The sequence below is a fragment of the Achromobacter colocynthidis genome, from assembly GCF_057334535.1.
In genome coordinates, this window is the sequence record NZ_JBHFIZ010000014.1 from 18,782 (window position 1) to 38,949 (window position 20,168).

Sequence of the window (20,168 nt, forward strand, 5' to 3'; positions counted from 1 at the left end):
CCAAGCCCAAGCCCAAGCCCAAGCCCAAGCCCAAGCCGAAGCCGAAGCCTCAAGGCCGAAACGTCAAACCCCGCTCCGCCTCAACGCGCGGCGCGGAACTCGATGCGCCGGTTCTTCGCGCGCCCCTCCGCCGTCGCATTCGTCGCCACCGGCTGGTCAGGACCCGCGCCCATGGCCTCGAAGCGCGACACCGGCAGGCCCTTGTCCACCAGATAATCACGCACCGCATCCGCGCGCGCCTGGCTCAGCGCCAGGTTGGTGCTGCGGCTGCCCGAGCTATCGGTATGCCCGATGATCTGGATCTTGTCGGCGCGCAGCTTGGGCACCGCGTCGGCCACGCGGTCCAGCAGTTCGCGGCCACGTGAGGTCAGGCGCGTGCTGCCGGTCTCGAACTCCACGACACGGTCGCTCAGCAGGTTGTCCAGCACATCCTGTTCGTCCTTGCTGGCCGATACGCGCAGGCCGTTGACGATCTTGTAGGTGGGGTTCAGGGACGTGGCGAACGTGCTGGCAATCTGCTGCCGCGACGCTTCGTTATCGACCTCGCCGCGCAGGCGGATCTGCGTGCCGTCGATTTCAAGCTGGCCACGGTTGATCTGCTTGAGCGGGCTGTCCAGCAACTTGCTCACGTGTTGCGACCAGTTTGGCGGCGCCACCACGCCGCCCACGTCGATGCGGTCGATCACGTTGCCCACGCCGTAGACCTTCTGCAGACGCGCCAGCACGTCGGCCTTGGTGGCCTCGTCGGGCCCCGCGCCGCTGGCCCCCACCTGGCCGGGCTGGGGAATGACATTGGCCGGAACCACCGTGGCGGCATCCTGGGCATGAGCCGCGCAGGACAGGGCGGCGGCCAGGGCAAGAATAAGCGTGCGCATGCGCTAGGCTCCGATAAAGACTTCGCGGAAGGTTTCCAGCGCCTGGCGCAAGGAAAGCCGCGGTTGATCCAGATAGCTCGACAGCTTGGCCAGGCCATGGCTGGCGCTGACGTGGTCGCGCACCCAGGGGGCGTTTTCCAGCACGATGTAGTGCTGCGCCAAGGTCTGCGGCGTGGACAGCAGGCTGGCCAGCGTCTGCGGCGAGGCGCCGCGAAAGCCCACTACCAGCCGATGCTTGCCCGCCACCTGCCCGACGAACATCGCAATCTCGAAGTCGGCGCGGGTCAGGAACGGCGCAATCAGCGTCATCCAGTACGTGGCGACCAAGTTGATGTAGAGCGGGTCGTCCGGCAGCGGCAGGGCCAGGCCCGTGTCCAACTGCGACGATCCGCTGGACATCACGGGCGCCAGCAGGATGCCCAGCGCCAACACAATGTCGTGCACGCTGGCGGCGTGGCCGTTGCTGCGCAGCATGGCCTCGACCCGTTCAATGGTTTGCAGGTCGACAAAGGCGTCAAAGCCGTCGTCGGCGGCGGTGCGGATTTCACCTTCCAGATCGTTCAGCGTCTGTAGCGCGGCGGCCGGGTCGCCGGGCAGCATCAGTTGCGCGGCGGCGCTACCCATGCGGTTCCACATGCGACTGAACGCCAGCGGGCTGCGCGCAATGAAATCCAGCGGGCGCGCCACCTCCACCGACGTCGCGGTGATGAACGGAAAGCGCCGCCCGGACTGGTCGCGGCTGGGCTGCAAGTGGCCGGCTATGGCCAGCTTGCCGCGCGAGCCCAGCACCGCGAAGGGCACGGGCTGGGCCTCGTCGTACAGCGTCTTCCAGTGGGGATCCTGCGCCAGGATCTCCATGGTGTTCGCAACCCACGCATCCAGCGTCGCCATCAGCTGGGGGTGCGAGGTGTTCTTCACGAAGTCGCCGCGCGACGGGATTTTGCCGAAGTATGCCGTACGAAACATGGGTGACTGCGGATGGCTCATTGCTGCGCTCCGGCAGGCGTCGGGGCGACGGGGGTTTGAGGGGAAGCGCCCACCACCGTGGCGGGAAGGCGCAGGTTGCGCAGGCCTTGGCTGCCCGGCTCGGTGCCGCCGGCGCTGGCCGCTTGGGCGTTGCTGATGATGCGCAGCTTGACCGGCACCGTGATGTTGGACTTGGTCCAGCTCATCTCGAAACTGCCGTCGGCATTGGGCTTGCGTTGCGATCCGGAGATCAGCCGTTCCAGGCCGAAGCGGCCGGGTTCGTTGACGATCTCGACCACGGTGCCGTCAAAGGCGGTGGCCGTGATGCGCGCGCCCGGCGCGCCTTGTGCGTTGGGCCACACGAAGTTCACCCATTGCGGTGGCGTGTTGCGGTAGCGCAGTTGCTGCCCGTCGATTTCAATCGTGTATTCCGTCACGCCGCTGGCCGGCTTGGGCTGAATCTGGAACAGCGTCTGCGGCTGGCTGGCGGCGCCGGAACCCGCCGCGCCACCGGCCAGCGGGGCGACCCACTGCGCGAAGTTGGCGGTGAACGAGGGTTGCAGGTCGATGCCCATGTCACCCCAGGTGCGCGCGGTCAGGATGTCGCCCCGGCGCACGGTCAGCGGGCCCAGCGTGTCGTTCACGTACTTGGCAATGCTGCCTTGCGGGCCGAAGACCTGGCCAATCTCTTCACCGCTGGCCTCGATGCCGGCCTTGGTCGAAAACGGGTACTTGTCGGCCAGGCTTTGCGAGAAGGGTTGGAACACTTGCGCGTTCCAGACCTTGTTCAGCTCGGTCTGTGCCGGTTGCATCGCCACGGCATAGCCCTGGATCAGCGGGCGCACCAGCAGCGGCCGCAGGGTCTCGCGTTGTGCCGGGGTCAGGCCCGCCAGCAACTGCTCGTCAACCAGCTTCAGCGCGTCGGCCAGCTCGGAGTCCTTGCCTTCCAGCGTTTGGCGCATCAGCAGCAGCGCGCCGGGGCCGGGGTCGCCCTGGTTGTTGATCAGGTTGAAGCGCGTGCGGATCTTCGACAGCGCGGTCATGTAGTTGCCCAGCAGCGACTGGTTGTCGCGCGTGACCACCAGCCGCGCCACGTCCGAGAACTCGCGTCCCACGGGGCCCATCGGGATCTGCTCACCGTTCGCCGTCGTTGCTGCCGGCTTGGGTTGGCCTTGACGCAGGATCACGCGCTTGAACCACGCGACCACGCCCGTCTGCGCTTGCGCGATGCCGGTGTTGATCAGCGAAGGGTTGTCCCAGGACGTCTGTTCGTAGGTGGTGTTGATCAGTTTCACCAGCGGCGAATTCTGCGGGTCGCCCAAGCGGTTCATGCCATGCACCGCCTGCTCAAAACTGTTGAAGGGCTTGATCGAGACGCCGCGCAGCATCTTCTGCCATTCCTGCGCGTACTCGGTCTTGTACATCGTGGCCAGGCTCTTCTGGATCTGCTCCGGGCTGCCTTCCAGGGTGAGGTCGTCGCGGGCGTTCACGCCCAGCACCCAGTCGCTGGTCTGCACTTCGCGGCGCGCGGCTTCGCCAATGGCCGGCTCGATGTATTGCTCCCACGCTTCGCGGGTGAACGTGCCCGGCACGGCGTAGCTGCCGGCCACCACGGCGGCGTCGGCCTCGCCCATGATGCGCGCCACCGTCATGGCCGGGAAGCGCGTGGCGGCACGCGCCTTCAAGGTGGAATACGCACGCTCGCGCGCCGGCATGCCCTGCATCACGCTGCGCAGATTGCCACGGGTGCGCTCGACCAGCGCCAGGTTGGTGTCGATCTGCGGCCAGTCCGCATCGGCGGCGCGCGCCACGTAGAAAGAAATCAGCCGTTCGGCGCTGCGGATCAACTGGTCGCGCGGCATGGCGCCGCGATTGGTTTCCAGCCAGCCGCGCCAGAAACGGGTGATCTGGTCCGACAGGTGGGTGGGATCCACGTGTTCGCGGTTCGCCATCATCAGGTACGTCTTGAGCGCGTTGTAGGCGTCATCGACGTTGGTGGGGGAGGCGTCCTGGAACAAGGTGTCGCCGGCGTTGGCGCGAGCGGGTTGCGCTTGGGCTTGGGCTTGCGCCTGCGCCACGGCCGGCGTGGCGGTGGCTGTCGCGCCAGCGGCGGCAACCTGCGACACGTCGACGCGGCCCAGATAGTCTTCCAGGCTGGCCTTCACCGGCACCAGCATGAACTGGCGCAGGCCGTTGTAGTACTCGGCCAGCAGGCGTTCCTTAAGCACATCTCCCTGATACAGGCCCAGGCCCAGCGACAAGGGACGGCTGGAGGAATAGCGATCAAGCTGCTCGATACGGTCCTGCAAAATCTCCATGGCTTCCAGGCGGCTTTGCAGGTCGGTGCGTTCGCTTTGCAGGCGCACCACCTTGTCCAGATCCGCCTGCACGTTGGTGGCCAGTTGCCGGTTGCCCAGGTACGACCAGCTCCAGCCGCCCAGCACCAGCCCCAACGCAAGCACCAGGCCGAAGAAGCTCAGGTAACGCATGCGCACCTTGTTGGGGCTGGCATGCTGACGCACCAGTTTCTTGTCCGCGAAGATGACGCTGGAAAACAGGTCGCGCAGGAACAGGCCCTTGTGCGACGGCGTAGCCTGCGTGGCTTCGCGGGTGGCCGGGCGCAGGCTGAAGCGTTCGGCAAGCTTCTCGGTGGACGTGCTGCGCGAGGCGCCTTCCTGCAAGGCGCTGGTGAAGTAAAAGCCTCGGAACACCGGCTTGTACTGGAAGGGATTGGTCTCGAACAGGGTCGACAGAAAGGTGCGCAGCGCGGGTTTGATCCCCGCGAACTCGGGCGGGAAGGTCAATAGCCCCGGGGGCAGGGGGCCGGTGCGCCGCAGCGAAATCTGCGCCGTGCCCATTTCCTTCAGGCCTTCATACAACTCATCGAAGCGTTCGTCGAACTGCGTCAGCACGTCGCGGCTTTCATCGGCGCCGTAAGGCAGCGTTGCGCCCCAGACGCGATCGCGCTCGCGCGGGTCGGCATCGGCAAAGAATTCCGAGAAGCCGGCAATCAGGTCCGCCTTCGTGAAAATCACGTACACCGGCGCAAACACTTCCAGCCGGTCGGTCAGTTCCTGCACGCGCTGGCGCAGGTTCTTGGCCAGGTTGATGGCGAATTCCGGGCCCGAATCCGTCAGTTCGCTGATGCTGGCGGCCACGATGATGCCGTTGATCGGCGCCTTGGGTCGATGCCGCTTGAGCAGGTCCAGAAAGCTCATCCACTCGTTGCGGTCTTCTTCGTGCACCGAATAGCGGCCCGCCGTGTCCAGCAGAATGCCTTCGGTGGTGAAGAACCAGTCGCAGTTGCGCGTGCCGCCCACGCCGCGCACGGCGGCGCCGTTCTTGTCGGCAAAGGGAAACTGCAAACCCGAATTGATCACCGCGCTGCTTTTGCCCGCCGCCGGGTTGCCGATGACGATGTACCAGGGCAACTCATACAGCGCCTCGTTGCCCGAGGCCTGGCCAATCTTGGACGTTTTGATGGTGCGCACCGCCTGCGTCAGGCGCTGGCGCAGGGCGTCGATCTCATTGCGGTGGGCGGCCGGGCTGGCGGCCGCGCCCGTCTGCACCTGCTGTTCCAGCATGTCGCCCAATTGCTGATTGGCGCGCCGCGTGCGCCGCCGCCGCCACAGATGCACGCATAACCACAGCACGAGCAGCACGCCCAGCAGCAGGCCCGCCCAGACCAGCGCAATCTGCATGGTCTGCGCGAACAGAAACAGAAACACGATAAGCGCGATCAAGCCGATCACCATGAAGGTGCGCGGGTTGGCGAACACGCGTGAGCTCCAATAGCGGATGTCGCTCATGGAACTGGAAAGGCGGGATAGGAATCCTGAGGGGCTACGCATGGTTTTCGCTGTTATTTTCCGAGTCAGGCGGTAGTGCTGGCGGCGGGTCGGTAGACCAGGGACGCGCAGCGCAATGCGGGGTCTTGCAGGGTAAGGGTCACGACGGCGGGTTGGGGCTGTGGTTCAGCCTGCATGCAGGCTTCGCAGGCCACGGCCAGGGTCAGCAGCGATGCAGCCACGCCGGTATGGCCGCAGGCAACGCCCACGGCGTGGCAGTCCTTGGCGGTGTCCAGATGTTCAAACAATTGCGAGGCCACGTTCAGCGCTTCAAGCGGGCGGCTGCCGCGATGGTCGGCGTCGCTGATGACGTGGATGACGCTGTCGGGCGCAATGGCGGCGCGCTGCACCAGGTCGCGCGTCAGGTCGGCCAACGCGGGTTCGGCTTGCGCGCCCCGGGCATCGGCGGGCTTCTGGCGATGCGTCACGGGTGACAGGGCCACATGCACGTCGGTGGCGTCGGCGGTCGAGGCGGTCGCTGTGGCATGGACCTGGCCCAGCAGCACGCCCGCGGCGGCTTCGCCCGGCACGCGGCCTTGCGGGTTCGCGTGCGTCAGCAGCAGGGCGTCGGCGTCCCATTGCGCCACCAGGTCCTGGTCCACATAACCGTCGGCGGCCAGCACGATGCGCCATGTGGGGGCGTCGGCGGCGCTGCTCGATGCCGAGGCCAGTTCGCGCAGCAGCATGTCGACGGCCATGGCGTCGCGCGCGCCGTGCTCGGTGGCGCTGACGCGCGTATCGGGCCAGACTCCGGCCGCCGCCAGCACTTGCGCACGCGCGCGCTCGCGTGCTGCCTGCGGCCAGCTTGCGGGCAGCACGATGTCAAAGCGCAGCAAGGGCCAGTCTTCATCGCGAGCCGGCACATCCAGTTCGGTCACGCGGCGATGTGCGTCGTTGGTAAGCGTGGCCGCAATGTCGGCCAGCAGGGCCGTTGCGCGCAGGCCGGCCGTGGCCAGCGCCTTGGCGGGCGCGCCCCGTTCGCGTGCGGCGGCGTAGAGTTCAACGTCATCCAACTGCGGCACGCGCGCCGCAAATATGGGAAAGCCCTGCAAGGTCTTGAGTTCAGGGTCCAGCTCGGGGCGTTGCTGTTCAGCCAGCGCCTCCGCGATTCCCGCCGCGTCCGGGCCGGCGGCTGCGCGCGCCGCCACGGCGACGATGCGCAGTTGGGCCAAGGCCGCCGGCGCTTCGTCTGCGGCGGGCGCGGATGCCAACGGCTCTGGTTTGGGCGCACGCGCGGCACGCACCGCCCGCGCACCCAGCCACAGCGCGCCCAGCACGGCCAGCGGCAGCGCGAACAGATACAGCCCGATGTCCACGCCGGTGGGCAAGGTGCGCGACTCTTGCCACCAGATGATGACGGCCAGCCACACCACGGCGAACAACGCCAGAACCAGCAGACTTTTCTTCAGCAAGCGTCCCATGGGTGTCCGCTTAGCCTCCCGACCGTTGCATCACGCCGGGCCGGCGCAGTTCTACGTGGCCAAAGTCCATCATCTTCCAGCGCCCGCCCCAGGTCAGCCCGACCAGTTCCGCGGTTTGGCCAAACAGTTCATAGCCGCGCATGGCCCAGGGGTCTTTTTCCGAGATGACGATCTTGCCGTCGCGATAGAACGCGCTGTCGGCGGCAAGACCATATTGGTGATAGCTCTGGAACGCACCCGCGTTCGTCACGTGCGAGCCCATGCCCGCCAGTTCTTCCTGCCGCTCGGGGCTGCGATAGCCCTCGATCAGCGCCATTTCGTAGCCGTGCTGCTCGCGCATGATGCGGTAGGCCAGCAGCAGGCGCTGACGGAAATCGGCATCCAGCAGATCCCAATTGCGGCTGGCGCCGCCCAGCTTCGGACGCACCAATTCCACTTCGCGCGTGGTGAACGCTTCGGGGGGCAACGGGGCGGGTGTCGCCAGCCGTTCACCCTCCAGCAAAGCCTGGATTCTGCGGTCCGGACCCGTCATTTGAGGGCTGTAAACGAATGTGTGATTGTGTCGCATGAGGAAAGCAAAAAGTGACGGAAGCAATACAACTGTCAGCCCGATTGCCACCTGCCAACGATGCCGCGCGACCCATCCCGCAGACACTTTCAGCCCACCTTGCACGGCGCCCGCCGTACCGCCCACGGCACCGCCCGCATGGCTTGCACCACGCGTCGCGCCCCGTGCAACGCCCTGTGCGCACGCGCGCAAACTCCGCACCGCGCCTTGGCGCAGAGCCGGAAAAAACAGGAGAGCGGAGACGCCCACCGCCAGTAAAAAATACAGGGGCAGTAGCAGTAACAAGATAGGTCCCTCATGTGAAGGCGTAATCTTTTGTTCTATTCGCCCTTGAGGCAAGCGATCCGGCGTTGCAAACCGCGTCGGTCCCTTAGAAATCGTAACAAGGAAGAGTGATCGAAAAGAGGTGTTCGGGTATTCTCGACGGGCTTGGTTACAGGGGGGCTGCACACGCCTCCTGCTGACACGGGAACCCGCATGGCAGAAGACGAAAAAGAAGCTCGCCCTACGACGACCGCGCCGAGTTTGCTCAGTGGCTCCGCGCGTGCGCGTGGCGATGCCGAGCCGACGCGCATCCTGGCCGCGCTTGAAGGGCGCGCGCCCGAAGCCGAGGTCAAACACCTTGCGACGCAGCGTGGAACACGCGCCGGTCGCTGGGTGGCGCTGGCATTGTTGCTGGCGTTGTTGGCGGGCGGCATCACCTGGTTCATTCATCAAGATACGGCGGCGCCGTTGCAGGCGCAGGCCAACGACCCGTCCGTGACGACGCAGCCCACGCCCGCACCCGTGGCCAGCGTGGCGTCCGCGCCGGCTGATAAGCCACCGGAAGTCGCCGCCATCATCGATGAGTCGCCACCCGCGCCAGACGCGGACCTGGGGCGTGGCGATCCTGAACCCTTGGGCGAACCCACCAACCCGCTGTCCGTGCTGGCGATGACGCCGCCCGCTACGGCGGCCGCGCCTGGTCCCACGCGCCAGGCGGCCGAACAGCGCGCGCGGCAAGCCGGCACGCTGCATGGCAATGACGCCCCGCGCGCGGCCAAGTCCGCAGCCAGCCCGACCGCGACAAGCAACCCCGCGCGCAAGTCCGCCAAGCCGGCCGATACCGATGCGGCCTTGTTGTCGGCATTGATGAACTACGGTCTGCCGCCTGCTTCGCCACCCGGCACCCGCGTGTACAAAACCGACGGCATCTTCATGCGCGTGATGCCGGGATCATCGTTGTCCGAGCGCTTGAAGGAATGCCGCCAGCTCAGCTTTATTGAAGGCGAGCAATGCCGGCTGAGAGTGTGCGCGGGCCAGTGGGGCACCGCCGCCGAATGCCCTACGCCGCAGGCCAACGTCGAACCCTGAATCGCCATCGTTTAACCGTCATCGTCCCATTGCGGCCCTTATCACCGACGTCCCCCCTTAAGGTTTTTGCTTTATGGCTGTGAACCCAAGCAACAGCAGTGCCAGCGCCGAGTCCCGCCTTTACCGCTTGGACGGTGAGGGCGCGTTGGCGTCCCTGCAAGTGGAAGGCTGGGTCGCGCGCGAAGGCCTGTCGGATCTGGGCGAAACACGCGTGGTGGCGCTGTCGCAAGACGCGGGCCTTGACCTGAATGACATGGTGTCGCGCCCGGCCACGCTGTGGGCCACGCGCGCCGATGGCAGCGAAGCCGGACGCAGCGGCATCGTGCGCGCCGCCGAAATGCTGGGCGGCAATGCGGGCAAGGCGCGCTACCGCGTCACGCTCGCGCCCTGGTTGTGGCTGGCCACTCAGCGGCGCGACAGCCGCATCTACGAGAACCAGCCGGTGCTGGACATCGTGCGTCACGTGCTGGACAGCTACGAGGGCTACACCTATAAAGTCGCCGACGATGTCGAGCGCCATCTGGCCGATCTGCCCGCGCGCCCCTACACCACGCAGTACCGCGAAACGGACTACGCCTTCCTGTCGCGCCTGCTTGCGGAATCGGGACTGGGCTGGACCACCGTGGAAGACAGCGGCGCGCCCGCGCGCCATGCCGTGCTGATCTTCGCCGATAGCCGTGGCTTGCCCGAAGACACCGAATCCGCAAGCGCGGGCGTGCGCTTTCAACGCGCGCACGCCACGGAAACGCGCGACGGCGTGCAGGCGCTGGTGCGCAGGCAACGCCGCGCGGTCGAGCGGGTAACGGTCCTGGCGTGGCACGACAGCGGCAAGCACGCCGTAACCGGCCAGGCGCTGGCCGGCCCCGCCCATGGTTCAGACGAAGACAGCGCCGGCCTGGAATGGTTTGAACCGCTGGGCCACGGCGGCTTGCTGAACCAGGCACACGCGCAGTTTCAGGCCAGCCTGTTGATGCAGGCTGCTCAGGCCAGCGCCGAGACCTTCATCGGACGCGGCAACGTGCGCACCTTCCGATCGGGCACGCGCTTCACGCTGCAAGACATGTCGCCGCTGGGGCCAGCGGGCGAGGCAGGGTTCGAGCCTGCCTTCGCGCTGGATCGCCTGGAACACGTCGGCATCAACAACTTGCCCGGGCAGGCCGACGCCAGCCTGGCCGACAAGCTGGGCGCGCTGGACGACTTCCTATGCTTTGAAGATGACGAGGCGTCCGAGGCGGAACACGGCGCGGACAGTGGCCACGCGATCAACTACGGCATCGACGACGCAAGCGACGACGCCATAGCCCCCGGCCTGCATCAAGACGATGCACGCATCGGCGAGCCTCGCCCCGACGCTGCCGTGCTGGCTCGCGCGCACGAGGTCGGCTATGCCAACCGCTTTCGCGCTGTGCGCTGCGACCGCCCCTGGCGAGCCTTGCCCGCCGTAGCACGCGGTGCAAGACTCGCGGGCGCGCCGTCCGCCGTGGGCGTACACACCGCCATCGTCACCAACGCCGAAGGCGCCACCGAGGCCAGCGGCGAAGACGAGATCCACCGCAACGCGCGCGGCGACGTGCGCGTGCGCTTTCATTGGCAGGCCGATGGCGATGGCTTGGCTAAAAGCCGCTGGGCGCGCGTGGCGCAACGTCAGGCGGGCGCGGGCATGGGCATGAGCTTCGTGCCGCGTATCGGCCAGGAAGTGCTGGTGCGCTTCTTGGATGAAGACATCGATCAGCCCCTGGTCGTCGGCGCGCTCTACAACGGGCGCGGCGAAGGCGGCATTCCGTCCACGCCCGGCGGCAAGTCCGGCGAGCCCATGAACACCGAGGTTTACGCGGCCGCCATGGACGGCAAGCCCAGCGCGCAGGCCAACCTGGCCAGCGGCAACGCACCGGCCTGGCATGGCGCGGCGGCGGGCGACGAACAGCATCGCAACGCGGCGGCGCTAAGCGGCTTCAAGAGCAAGGAATTCGGCGGCGACGGCTACAACCAGATCGTCTTCGACGACAGCGACGGCCAGTTGCGCATGCAGATCAAGTCCACGCAGTCCGCCAGCGAATTGAACCTGGGCCACCTGATCCACCAGGCCGGCAACTATCGCGGCAACGTGCGCGGCGTGGGCGCGGAATTGCGCACCGATGCGTTCGGCGCCTTGCGCGGCGGCGCGGGCGTGCTGCTCACCACCTACACGGCCGGCGGCAGCGAACCTGCCGGCGACGCGGCGGCGCCCCTGGCGCTGGCCGGGCAGGCCGACATCATGGCGCAGTCGTTTGATGGCGTGATCGGCGCGCATCAGGGCGTGCGCCTGGCCTCGGCACGCGGCACCACGTCGGCGGGCGCCAGCCGCCTGGACGGCGAACGCGCGCCCCTGGCCGCCATGACGCACGCCGTCTCCGGCACGGTGGACGGCCAGGCTGTCGGCGGCGCGGCGGGCGACGCCTCGGCCAAACACACGGAAGTGGTCGACGGCAAAGTGCCGCACCTGACCGACCCCTTGGTGCTGATGGCGGGCCGCGCCGGCTTGACGCAGGCGGCCGGCCGCAATGTGCAGGTGGCGGCGGGCGAACTGGTGCATTGGTCGGCCGGACAAGACCACAACCTGGCCGTCGTCGGCTCGCTGCGCGTACATACGGGCCAGGCGCTGGGTATCGTGGCCGGCGTACAAAAGGGCGGGGCGGAGTCGGGCCTGGATCTCATCGCCGGCACCGGCGAGGTCGACGTGATCTCGCAGCACGACGTGCTGACCGTGCAGGCGCAGCAGGACTTGCGCATGATCAGCGCCAACGCCGGCATTGAATACGCCTCGCCCAAGCGCATCCGCATCGCCAACGCGGCGGGCGCCAGCATCGTCATCGAAGGCGGCAACATCACGGTCACCGCGCCGGGCCGCATCGACGTCAAGACCGGCAATAAGCAATTCTCCGGCCCCACGCAGATGCCGTATCCGTTTCCGCAGTTCACGGTCTGCAAAAGCTGCGTGCTGGACGCCCAGGAGAGCGTGCAGTCCATCACCGACAAGGCGTAAGGGCGATGGCTTATTCCTGGCAGCAGGCGCTGCTTTCCAGCTTCGCGGAATTGCCGCATCACCGTGGACCCTACGGCGAAGCCGCGCGGGCGTACGTGATTGTTGATTTTCGTGGCCACCCCGATCTGCTGGCCCGCATCACCGCCACCGAAGACCTGAGCTTTGGCTCGGTCTGGGCGCAGACCGGGCTGGACATCTACGGCGATGTCGCGCCCCTGTTGATTGAAGTGGACGGCGCATCGCAGGGCGTGCTGCGCGGGCCGCCCCGGGGGGATTTCAGCACGCCGCTGGTCCGCGTACTGAACACCCTGCACGAACGCAGCAGCGGCCGCTACGCCATGATGAGCTTCGCGTCCGCCGTGCCCCTGGAAAAACTGATCGCCCACTTCGGCCGCTTCTGCGACTACGCCTTGCCCGACGCCAGCGAGTTCTTCCTGCACTGGTACGACACCCGCATCCTGGCTCGCGCCCTGCAAGTCTGGACCGCCGAACAACGCGCCCGCTTCGCCGCACCGCTCATCACCTTGCGCTACGCGCTGCGTGACGGATCGCAGGCTGAACTGTCGGGCACCGGCAGGCTGCCCGCAGACCAACCCGACGGCATCCAACGCTTCACGCCCGAGCAGCACCAGATGCTGTTCGACCTGGACTACCCCGACAAGCTCGCGGTGCAACTACGCCGCCTGTATCCCGGCCTGCTACCCGGCGACCCGGATCAGGACGCGCTGGTGCCGCGCGTGCAAGCGCAGTTGGAACGCGCGCGCGCACATGGCGTGGCGGGCGACAAGGACACGTTTGATTATGTGGCGTGGGGCATATCGATTTCGCCTCGCTTTGATGAGCATTCGCTGATCCGTGAAGGCTTGCGGGGGTATCAGCCAGGTGATGACGGCGCGCTGGCAAAGGCGCTGGCGGGCGTGCCGGATGCGGTGTGGGATGAGGTGCAGGCCCTGCATTGGGCTGGTCAGGATAGTCGTGATGCGTAGGGGCGTGACCACCAGGCTGGCGGCCGGACTGCTGGGGCTGGGCCTGGTGGCGGGCTGCAATGGCGAGCCGAGCTACCAGGGCGTCAGCTTCATTACCTACAACTACACGCCGTGGGACCTGGAGTACGTCCAGGTCCAGGATGCCCAGGGCGGAAAAGCCGGCACAGGATCGGTCAGCCCCGGCGGCGGTGAAGGCGCGGTGGCGTGCTGCTACACGCTCAAGGGCACGGAATTCAAGGTGCGCTGGCGCGGGGGCGATGGCGCATTGATGCAGAAGTACATGTACGACGAGGCAAAGTACGAATCGGCTTTCTTCACGAAGACCACGTCCGTCGCGTTTCCCCCGACGAAGACTCCTCCGGGCGAGGGGCCGCTGTATCTAGAACTGCATATCTATCCCGACGAGCATATGGAAATGGCCTTGAGCCGAGAGCTGCTGGGACAGGTGCGGATACCGATCGTGGAGACCACGCGTTGGTTGTATGAGACGCATGGCGCATCGTTGGGCCAGTACGAGAATGTATATGACTTGCAGCGCGCGTTGGCCAAGGTGGCCGGGCAGGCTTGGAAAAAATACAAGATCGAGGATGCGCAAGACATGCGCCAGTACATGCTGATGGCCTTCACCGTGGCGTCGAATTTCGATTCAGATCCGCGGATAACGGAAATATTGAACAAGCCAGGACGCGCGCCCGGTGATTTCGCCACGGCGATTACGGCGCTGCCACAAGCAACGATCGATCAGATCAAGGCTGCGGGTAGCCCTTCAGGAGATACGAATGCGTAAGGGATTGATCGCCGCGCTGTTGTGGCTGGGCATGCTGGCGGGTTGCAATAGCGAGCCGGTCTACCAAGGCGTCAGTTTCATCGCCTATAACTACACGCCGTGGAATATCCGCAGCATCAGCGTCAAGGACAAGGGTGATGGCGTGGCGTCGACGATGCAGGTCAGCCCGGGGGGCGGCGAGGGTTCGGTGACCTGCTGCTTCACGCTTAAAGGTACCGAGTTCACTGTGGATTGGCGCGGCGTCGACGCCGAGTTGCTGCGCAAGCATTTGCACGATGGCAAAGCCGACTCGCTCTATTTCGACCGGCAGGGCGCCATCAACTTTCCGGCCGCCGAGATCCCGGCGGGTGATGGCCCGCTGTATCTGGAACTGCACATTTACCCTGACGAGCACATGGAGCTGGCGCTAAGCCGCAAACTGCTGGGCCAGACGCGGATTCCCATTGTCGATACCGTGGACTGGCTGTGGCGCGAGCATCGCGCATCGCTTGGCGCCTACCGCAGCGACGCCGAACTGCTGCGCGCGACCGCGAAGGTGTTGCAGTCGGCATGGAAGAAATATCGCATCGAAGACAAGCAAGACCTGCGCCAATACATGTTGTTGTACTTCACGGTGGCATCGAACTTCGATTCGGATGCGCAGGTGAAGGCGATCCTGGACAAGCCGGGCCGCGCGCCCGGCGATTTCGCCCGGGAGGTCGCGGCGTTGCCGCAGGCGAAGCTGGAGCAGATCAAAGCCATGGGTACCCCGCCGGGAGATAAGAATGTCTGACGCGCAATCCAGTGATTTGCCGCCGGAGAACCGTACGCCGGCATCGGTGCTGAAGGCGATGGCCCAGAATGAGGCGGCTTACCCCAAGGACGACTGCAATGAATGCGGTGCGGTTCTGCGGATGGGGTTCTTCTTTGATGGCTTTGGCCGTAGCCGCGATGAAGATGCGAAGCACCCGACGTACTACTCGAACATCTGCCGCTTATGGGAAGCGCACTACGTCCAGAGCGATCCCGGTCGCCCTGAAAAGCACCACTGGTTCCGGTTTTACTACTCGGGCCTGGGCACGGATCTGAATGCCGATGCGGAGAATGACGACATGATCTATGCCGCCGCGAAGGCGGGCATGAAAGCGGCCAGCAACGCGCAAAAGGCGATATCGGCCAACGTCGGCAATGTCTTGCGCACGGATGAGATTCCGAACCATAAGCTCACCGGGCGCCTGACGGCGGCGGTGAAAAAGTCGCTGCGTGAGTCGTCCTATCAGCCGATGGTCAAGGCGTACAAGGACGTCGTGAAAGATGTGCGAACGCTGCCCGAAAAGGCCGTCCGGATCTGGAATGCGTGGGACCCCGAGCGAGTGGTGAACCGCGCGCGCGCGACCATTCGCGGCTTCTGGTCGGGCTTCAAGAAGAATCCGCTGAAGGTCGCATGGACGGCCGGCAAGGAAGCGGCCAAGTCAACCATGATGGAAACGGTGCCGATCATCCGCGATCAGGAAACGGTGGCCTACCTGATGGGTACGGGCGTTGACGTGCGCGTGGACTCGGCATTGCGGCAGTTCAAGGCGGCCTACGACGCCGTGAGCGAAGGGCAGAATGTGCGCCGCATTGAAATCACCGTGTTCGGCGCGGACCGGGGGGGCGTGGTCGCGCGCCAGTTCGTCAATGATCTGGTCAAGAAGTACCGCCGTCGTCACGATGCAGACCTGGCGGTGATTGGCGACCGAACAAAGAACAAGTCAGATGCCGATATCCAGATCCGCTTCATGGGTCTGCTTGATTCGGTCGCGTCCATCATGGACGAAAACACGTTCCTGGGCTTCTTTCCTGTCACTGACCTCATCAAACAGACGCACAAGGATCGGACGCTGACAGTGCCGGCCGCCGTGCAGATGTGCGTGCATTACGCGGCCGCGCATGAGTTGCGTCGCAACCAGCGCATGGACAGCCTGGAGAAGACGCGCGGCCTGCAGTATCTGTATCCGGGGTCCAGTGGCGATGTGACGGGTGTCAGTCCGCCCGGGTCGCTGAATGCGCGCGTAGAGCTGTCGCGCGTGGCGCTGCGCGACATGATGAACCAGGCCCTTTCGCACGGCGCGGCCTTTCATAGCATGGAGCGGCTGGCCGACCTGAAGCCCGATACCTATCTGCAGTTTTCGCTGTCCGAACCGATTGTGGATGGCAGTACGAAAAACCAGATCCTGGATCTGGTCAAAGCGTATCGCGAGGTGGTCAAGTACGAGCCCGGCATAGACTTCATGCCGCATATGGAGGCATTCCTGCGTTGGCTGGCCGTGCGTTATCAAGACCCAACGTTCCGCGCCGAACTGTCGGATCCGGCCGAGGCGTGGATCAAGGACCGCGATTTCTTCACGCCGGAACAGGAGTACAACGAAGAGCTGCGGCGCGTGTCGGCATTGCCCGCCGAGGAACGCAACAAGCCGGAAAATACGGCCCGCTTGCGCGAGCTGGAGGCGCTTAAGAATGAGCGTTGGCAACGCGCCTCGGAAAGCCGTGGCGAATTGCCGCCGCAACGATTCAAGCCGCTCTGGGAGCGTCTGGAAGAGGAGTACAAGAGCCTGGAACGCGCGGAACAGCAGGATGCCGATACCGCGCAGCGCCGCGCGGACCTGGAGCGCAATAGCCCGCAAGTGTTGCGCACCATGGAGTTGATGGACCAGGACATGCGCGACCGCGAGAACATGCGCAACGACTTGATCAAGCGCGGCGGCGGCCCGCCAGAAAAGGCGGCCGATCCCCTGGCCGACATCAAGGTCGAGCGCGCGGTTCAGCAACGCCTGCTGACCGCCTGGCGCGACGCCCGCGACGGCAAAACGCAGTTGCCCCCCAAGGTCATGACCTTGTTCGACTGGCTGGTGCACGACGCCATGTTGAGTAGTTGGCCCGATCACCTGCTGGCCAGCACCACGATGTACTTCCGCGTCCGCGACAAGGATGTGTTCGCCAAGACCGACGCCAAGGCGGAAATGTCGCAGCGAGCCAAGGACATGCGCAACGCGGAAAGGGTCGAGGCCCAGGCCGCGCGAGCAGAGCAGAACATTCAACAGATGACCCCCGTGCGGCCTTGACGGGGCGAGCGACAGACATGCGTAGGGCATGGATCGCGTTGCTGTGTTGCGTGGGCTTGTTGGCCGGTTGTAACGCCGAGCCCACGTACCCAAACGTGAGCCTCATCACCTACAACTACATGCCCTGGGACTTGACCTCCGTCCGAATCATCGACGCTTCAGGCGCTGTAGCCGGAAGCGGCATGATTCGGTCTGGCGGCGGTGAAGGCAGCGTGTCGTGCTGCTACACGCTTAAGGGAACGGACTTCACGGTCAGGTGGCGCGGTGGTGACGCTGACCTGATGCGCAAGCATATGTTCGATGGAAAATTCGACGACGTGCTCTTCGCCAAAGAAACGAAGGTGCATTTCCCGTATCAGGAAGCCCCTGCGGGCGAAGGCCCGCTCATTTTGGAATTGCACATTTACCCCGATGAGCACATCGAGCTTGCCTTGAGTCGACAGCTATTGGGTCAGGCCAGAATTCCAATTCCTGACACGACCCGTTGGCTTTACGAGCATCATCGAGACGAGCTGGTCGACTACGAAGACATACATGAGTTGCGTTATGTCCTCGCGAAGGTCGCCAAGCAAGCATGGACGAAATACAGAATCGAGGACGCGCAAGACATGCGCCAGTACATGCGGTTGTACTTTACCGTCGCCTCGAACTTCGATGCGGATCCGCATGTAAAGGAAATACTCAGCAAGCCAGGACGCGCACCCGGCGATTTCGCCAAAGCGATCACCGAGTTGCCGCCAACGACGATCGATCAGATCAAGGCAGCTGGCACCCCACCGGGAGACAAGAATGCGTAGGGCGGCGGTTGGCGCGCTGTTGGGGCTTGGCCTTTTGACGGGCTGCAACGGGGAGCCGGTGTACAGCGGCGTCAGCCTGGTTACCTACAACTACACGCCGTGGAACCTGGAGCCGGTTCGCCTTAGTGATGCATCGGGCAGCGTAGCCAGTTCCAGCACCCTCGTGCCGGGCGGCGGCGGGGGAAGCGTTTCTTGCTGCTACACGTTCAGGGGCACCGACTTCACCGTGAAATGGAGCGGCGGCGATCCGGATTTGCTTCGCAAGCATCTGTTTGACGGCAAGTTCGACGAAGTGAAATTCAAGAAGGAAACGTCGGTGCATTTTCCAGCCACGAAGGTACCCGGCGGTGACGGCACGCTCATCCTGGAGCTGCACATTTACCCCGATGAACATATGGAGCTTGCATTAAGCCGCCAGCTTGCGGGGCAAGACAGGATTCCGATCACCGACACCATACGCTGGTTGTACAGGAACCATCGCAACGAGCTGATCGGATACGAGCATATTCATCAGTTTGGGGACGACCTTGCAAAGGTCACGCAGCAGGCGTGGCTGAAATATCGGATCGAAGATGCCGAAGACATGCGCGGGTACATGTACCTCTACTTCACAGTCGCTTCGGACTTCGAGAACGATGCAGAGATTTCGGCCCTGCTGAAAGACAAGAGCCGAAAGCCCGGCGATTTTGGTCGGGCGGTGGCTGCGCTGTCGAAAGAGAGAATCGAGCAAATGAAAGCATCTGGCGCGCTGCCGGGGATGCGAGCGAATAAGTCGACGCCAAAAAAGCAGCCGCCGAGAACGGACGACGTCAATGCAGATCAAGCGGGGGGCGGGGGCGCGTAAGCGGCTGATCGGCATGCTGATAGGACTGGGGCTCTTGGCCGGCTGCAATGCCGAGTCGACCTACTCAGGCGTCAGCTTCATTACGTACAACTACACGCCGTGGGAGCTGGCCTCGGTTCGCCTGGTCGACGCCTCGGGCGCGTCAGCCGGAACTGCCGCCGTCCCACCCGGGGGAGGTGAGGGAAGTGTCTCGTGCTGCTACACCCTCAAGGGCATGGATTTCACCGTGCAATGGCGCGGTGGAGATGTGGACGTAATGCGCCAGCATTTGTTCGACGGAAAGCTTGACGAAGTGATGTTCAAAAAGGCGACCAAGGTGCATTTCCCTGCCGCGCCTGCGCCGGCCGGCGACGGCCCTCTCATCCTTGAGCTGCATATATATCCCGACGAACACATGGAGCTTGCACTGAGCCGAAAGCTGTTCGGCCAGGTAAGAATTCCGATCATCGATACGACGCGGTGGCTCTATGCAACGCACCGCGATGCGCTGAACGATTACCGCAATATTCATGAGGTCGGGCTTGTGTTGGGCAAGGTCGCCAAGCAGGCTTGGATGCAATACCGCATCGAAGACGTCGAGGACATGCGCGGCTACATGTATCTGTACTTCGTTGTCGCATCGGATTTCGACAAGGACGCGGAGATCGCTGCGCTGTTGAATGACGCGAACAGAAAGCCGGGTGATTTTGGTCGTGCTGTGTCTGCGCTATCGAAAGAAAAAATCGAGCACATGAAGGAGAACGGCGCGCCTCCGGGAGACAAGAATGCGTGAAGTCGGGCTTAACGAAACACCGCTTTGGTGGACTACGGTGCGTTTGGCAACACGGGGCCGTGAATGCATAAAGGGCTGATCGGCATGCTGATAGGGCTGGGCCTATTGGCCGGCTGCAATGCCGAGCCGACCTACTCAGGCGTCAGCTTCATTGCGTACAACTACACGCCTTGGAACTTGGAGCCGGTTCGGCTCAGTGACGCATCCGGCAACGTGGCCAGTTCCAGCACCCTCATTCCGGGGGGAGGAGCGGGGCGGGTCTCTTGCTGCTACACCTTCAGGGGAACCGAATTCACCGTGAAATGGAGCGGCGGCGATCCGGATCTGCTTCGCAAGCATCTGTTTGACGGAAAGTTCGAAGAGGTGAAATTCAAGAAGGAAACGGCGGTACATTTTCCCGCCACGAAGATACCCGACGGCGATGGCACGCTAATCCTGGAATTGCATATCTATCCCGATGAACACATGGAGCTTGCGCTAAGCCGCAATCTGGCAGGGGACGCCAGGATCCCGATCGTCGAAACCACGCGCTGGTTGTACAGAAATTATCGCAACGAGTTGGTCGATTACGAGCACTCCGACCAGGTGAACGATGTGCTCTCAAAGGTCGCGAAGCGCGCCTGGATGCAATATCGCATCGAAGACGCCGGGGACATGCGCGGCTACATGTATCTGTACTTCCTTGTGGCATCGGATTTCGACAAGGATGCGGAGATCGCCGCGCTGTTGAAAGACCCAAATCGAAAGCCGGGTGATTTTGGTCGCGTGGTGTCTGCGCTATCGAAAGAAAAAACCAATCAGATGAAGGCGTCTGGCGCGCCGCCAGGAGAAAAGAATGTGTGAAGT

15 protein-coding genes are annotated in these 20,168 nt (G+C 64.3%); 10 read left to right on the forward strand and 5 right to left on the reverse strand.

What is annotated here, in order from left to right; all coding sequences use genetic code 11:
• Window positions 1-80: 80 nt before the first annotated feature.
• The 5 genes from ACE04A_RS05605 to ACE04A_RS05625 form a co-directional block, all read right to left on the reverse strand.
• Window positions 81-875 (reverse strand): OmpA family protein, encoded by a 795-nt coding sequence (locus tag ACE04A_RS05605; RefSeq protein ID WP_485819926.1) that lies wholly within the window; start codon window positions 873-875, stop codon window positions 81-83.
• Between the two features lie 3 nt (window positions 876-878).
• Window positions 879-1,862: a type VI secretion system-associated protein TagF gene (gene tagF / locus ACE04A_RS05610; RefSeq protein ID WP_259252477.1), complete on the reverse strand. Its 984-nt coding sequence runs from the start codon at window positions 1,860-1,862 to the stop codon at window positions 879-881.
• The gene (gene tssM / locus ACE04A_RS05615) at window positions 1,859-5,650 is read right to left on the reverse strand and encodes a type VI secretion system membrane subunit TssM (protein WP_485819927.1); all 3,792 of its coding nucleotides are present in this window, start codon (window positions 5,648-5,650) and stop codon (window positions 1,859-1,861) included. The genes tagF and tssM overlap by 4 nt, the downstream gene beginning before the upstream one ends.
• Before the next feature lie 65 nt (window positions 5,651-5,715).
• On the reverse strand, window positions 5,716-7,110 hold the full coding sequence (locus ACE04A_RS05620; RefSeq protein ID WP_448715767.1) for a hypothetical protein: 1,395 nt from the start codon (window positions 7,108-7,110) through the stop codon (window positions 5,716-5,718).
• A 10-nt stretch (window positions 7,111-7,120) separates the two neighbouring features.
• Window positions 7,121-7,963 (reverse strand): M15 family metallopeptidase, encoded by an 843-nt coding sequence (locus tag ACE04A_RS05625; protein WP_404976451.1) that lies wholly within the window; start codon window positions 7,961-7,963, stop codon window positions 7,121-7,123.
• 192 nt (window positions 7,964-8,155) lie between these two features.
• Here ACE04A_RS05625 and ACE04A_RS05630 point away from each other — a divergent pair, with 192 nt between their 5' ends.
• The 10 genes from ACE04A_RS05630 (at window position 8,156) to ACE04A_RS05675 (ending at window position 20,165) form a co-directional block, all read left to right on the forward strand.
• Complete coding sequence (locus ACE04A_RS05630) at window positions 8,156-9,031, forward strand: hypothetical protein (protein WP_448715768.1); 876 nt, start codon at window positions 8,156-8,158, stop codon at window positions 9,029-9,031.
• Between the two features lie 73 nt (window positions 9,032-9,104).
• Window positions 9,105-12,053, forward strand: coding sequence for a type VI secretion system Vgr family protein (locus tag ACE04A_RS05635; protein WP_448715769.1), 2,949 nt, complete (start codon window positions 9,105-9,107; stop codon window positions 12,051-12,053).
• Window positions 12,054-12,058: 5 nt separating this feature from the next.
• A complete protein-coding gene (locus tag ACE04A_RS05640; RefSeq protein WP_448715770.1) occupies window positions 12,059-13,039 on the forward strand; it encodes a DUF4123 domain-containing protein in 981 nt (326 codons plus the stop codon).
• 4 nt (window positions 13,040-13,043) lie between these two features.
• Complete coding sequence (locus tag ACE04A_RS05645) at window positions 13,044-13,826, forward strand: DUF3304 domain-containing protein (RefSeq protein WP_485819928.1); 783 nt, start codon at window positions 13,044-13,046, stop codon at window positions 13,824-13,826.
• Window positions 13,819-14,598, forward strand: a complete 780-nt coding sequence (locus tag ACE04A_RS05650) for a DUF3304 domain-containing protein (RefSeq protein WP_279996449.1) — start codon at window positions 13,819-13,821, stop codon at window positions 14,596-14,598. Before ACE04A_RS05645 ends, ACE04A_RS05650 begins: the two co-directional genes overlap by 8 nt.
• A complete protein-coding gene (locus ACE04A_RS05655) occupies window positions 14,591-16,909 on the forward strand; it encodes a T6SS phospholipase effector Tle1-like catalytic domain-containing protein (protein WP_448715773.1) in 2,319 nt (772 codons plus the stop codon). Before ACE04A_RS05650 ends, ACE04A_RS05655 begins: the two co-directional genes overlap by 8 nt.
• A 95-nt stretch (window positions 16,910-17,004) precedes the next feature.
• Window positions 17,005-17,706, forward strand: coding sequence for a hypothetical protein (locus ACE04A_RS05660; protein ID WP_448715774.1), 702 nt, complete (start codon window positions 17,005-17,007; stop codon window positions 17,704-17,706).
• A complete protein-coding gene (locus ACE04A_RS05665) occupies window positions 17,699-18,550 on the forward strand; it encodes a hypothetical protein (RefSeq protein ID WP_448715775.1) in 852 nt (283 codons plus the stop codon). Before ACE04A_RS05660 ends, ACE04A_RS05665 begins: the two co-directional genes overlap by 8 nt.
• Window positions 18,519-19,322 (forward strand): DUF3304 domain-containing protein, encoded by an 804-nt coding sequence (locus ACE04A_RS05670; protein WP_485819929.1) that lies wholly within the window; start codon window positions 18,519-18,521, stop codon window positions 19,320-19,322. Before ACE04A_RS05665 ends, ACE04A_RS05670 begins: the two co-directional genes overlap by 32 nt.
• Window positions 19,323-19,385: 63 nt before the next feature.
• The gene (locus tag ACE04A_RS05675) at window positions 19,386-20,165 is read left to right on the forward strand and encodes a hypothetical protein (protein WP_448715777.1); all 780 of its coding nucleotides are present in this window, start codon (window positions 19,386-19,388) and stop codon (window positions 20,163-20,165) included.
• The last annotated feature ends 3 nt before the right edge of the window (window positions 20,166-20,168 follow it).

Coding starts and splice junctions, on each gene's coding strand:
- ACE04A_RS05605 (WP_485819926.1), bottom strand. CDS start 875: ATGCGCACGCTTATTCTTGCCCTGGCCGCCGCCCTGTCCTGCGCGGCT.
- tagF (WP_259252477.1), bottom strand. CDS start 1,862: ATGAGCCATCCGCAGTCACCCATGTTTCGTACGGCATACTTCGGCAAA.
- tssM (WP_485819927.1), bottom strand. CDS start 5,650: ATGAGCGACATCCGCTATTGGAGCTCACGCGTGTTCGCCAACCCGCGC.
- ACE04A_RS05620 (WP_448715767.1), bottom strand. CDS start 7,110: ATGGGACGCTTGCTGAAGAAAAGTCTGCTGGTTCTGGCGTTGTTCGCC.
- ACE04A_RS05630 (WP_448715768.1), top strand. CDS start 8,156: ATGGCAGAAGACGAAAAAGAAGCTCGCCCTACGACGACCGCGCCGAGT.
- ACE04A_RS05635 (WP_448715769.1), top strand. CDS start 9,105: ATGGCTGTGAACCCAAGCAACAGCAGTGCCAGCGCCGAGTCCCGCCTT.
- ACE04A_RS05640 (WP_448715770.1), top strand. CDS start 12,059: ATGGCTTATTCCTGGCAGCAGGCGCTGCTTTCCAGCTTCGCGGAATTG.
- ACE04A_RS05650 (WP_279996449.1), top strand. CDS start 13,819: ATGCGTAAGGGATTGATCGCCGCGCTGTTGTGGCTGGGCATGCTGGCG.
- ACE04A_RS05655 (WP_448715773.1), top strand. CDS start 14,591: ATGTCTGACGCGCAATCCAGTGATTTGCCGCCGGAGAACCGTACGCCG.
- ACE04A_RS05665 (WP_448715775.1), top strand. CDS start 17,699: ATGCGTAGGGCGGCGGTTGGCGCGCTGTTGGGGCTTGGCCTTTTGACG.
- ACE04A_RS05670 (WP_485819929.1), top strand. CDS start 18,519: ATGCAGATCAAGCGGGGGGCGGGGGCGCGTAAGCGGCTGATCGGCATG.
- ACE04A_RS05675 (WP_448715777.1), top strand. CDS start 19,386: ATGCATAAAGGGCTGATCGGCATGCTGATAGGGCTGGGCCTATTGGCC.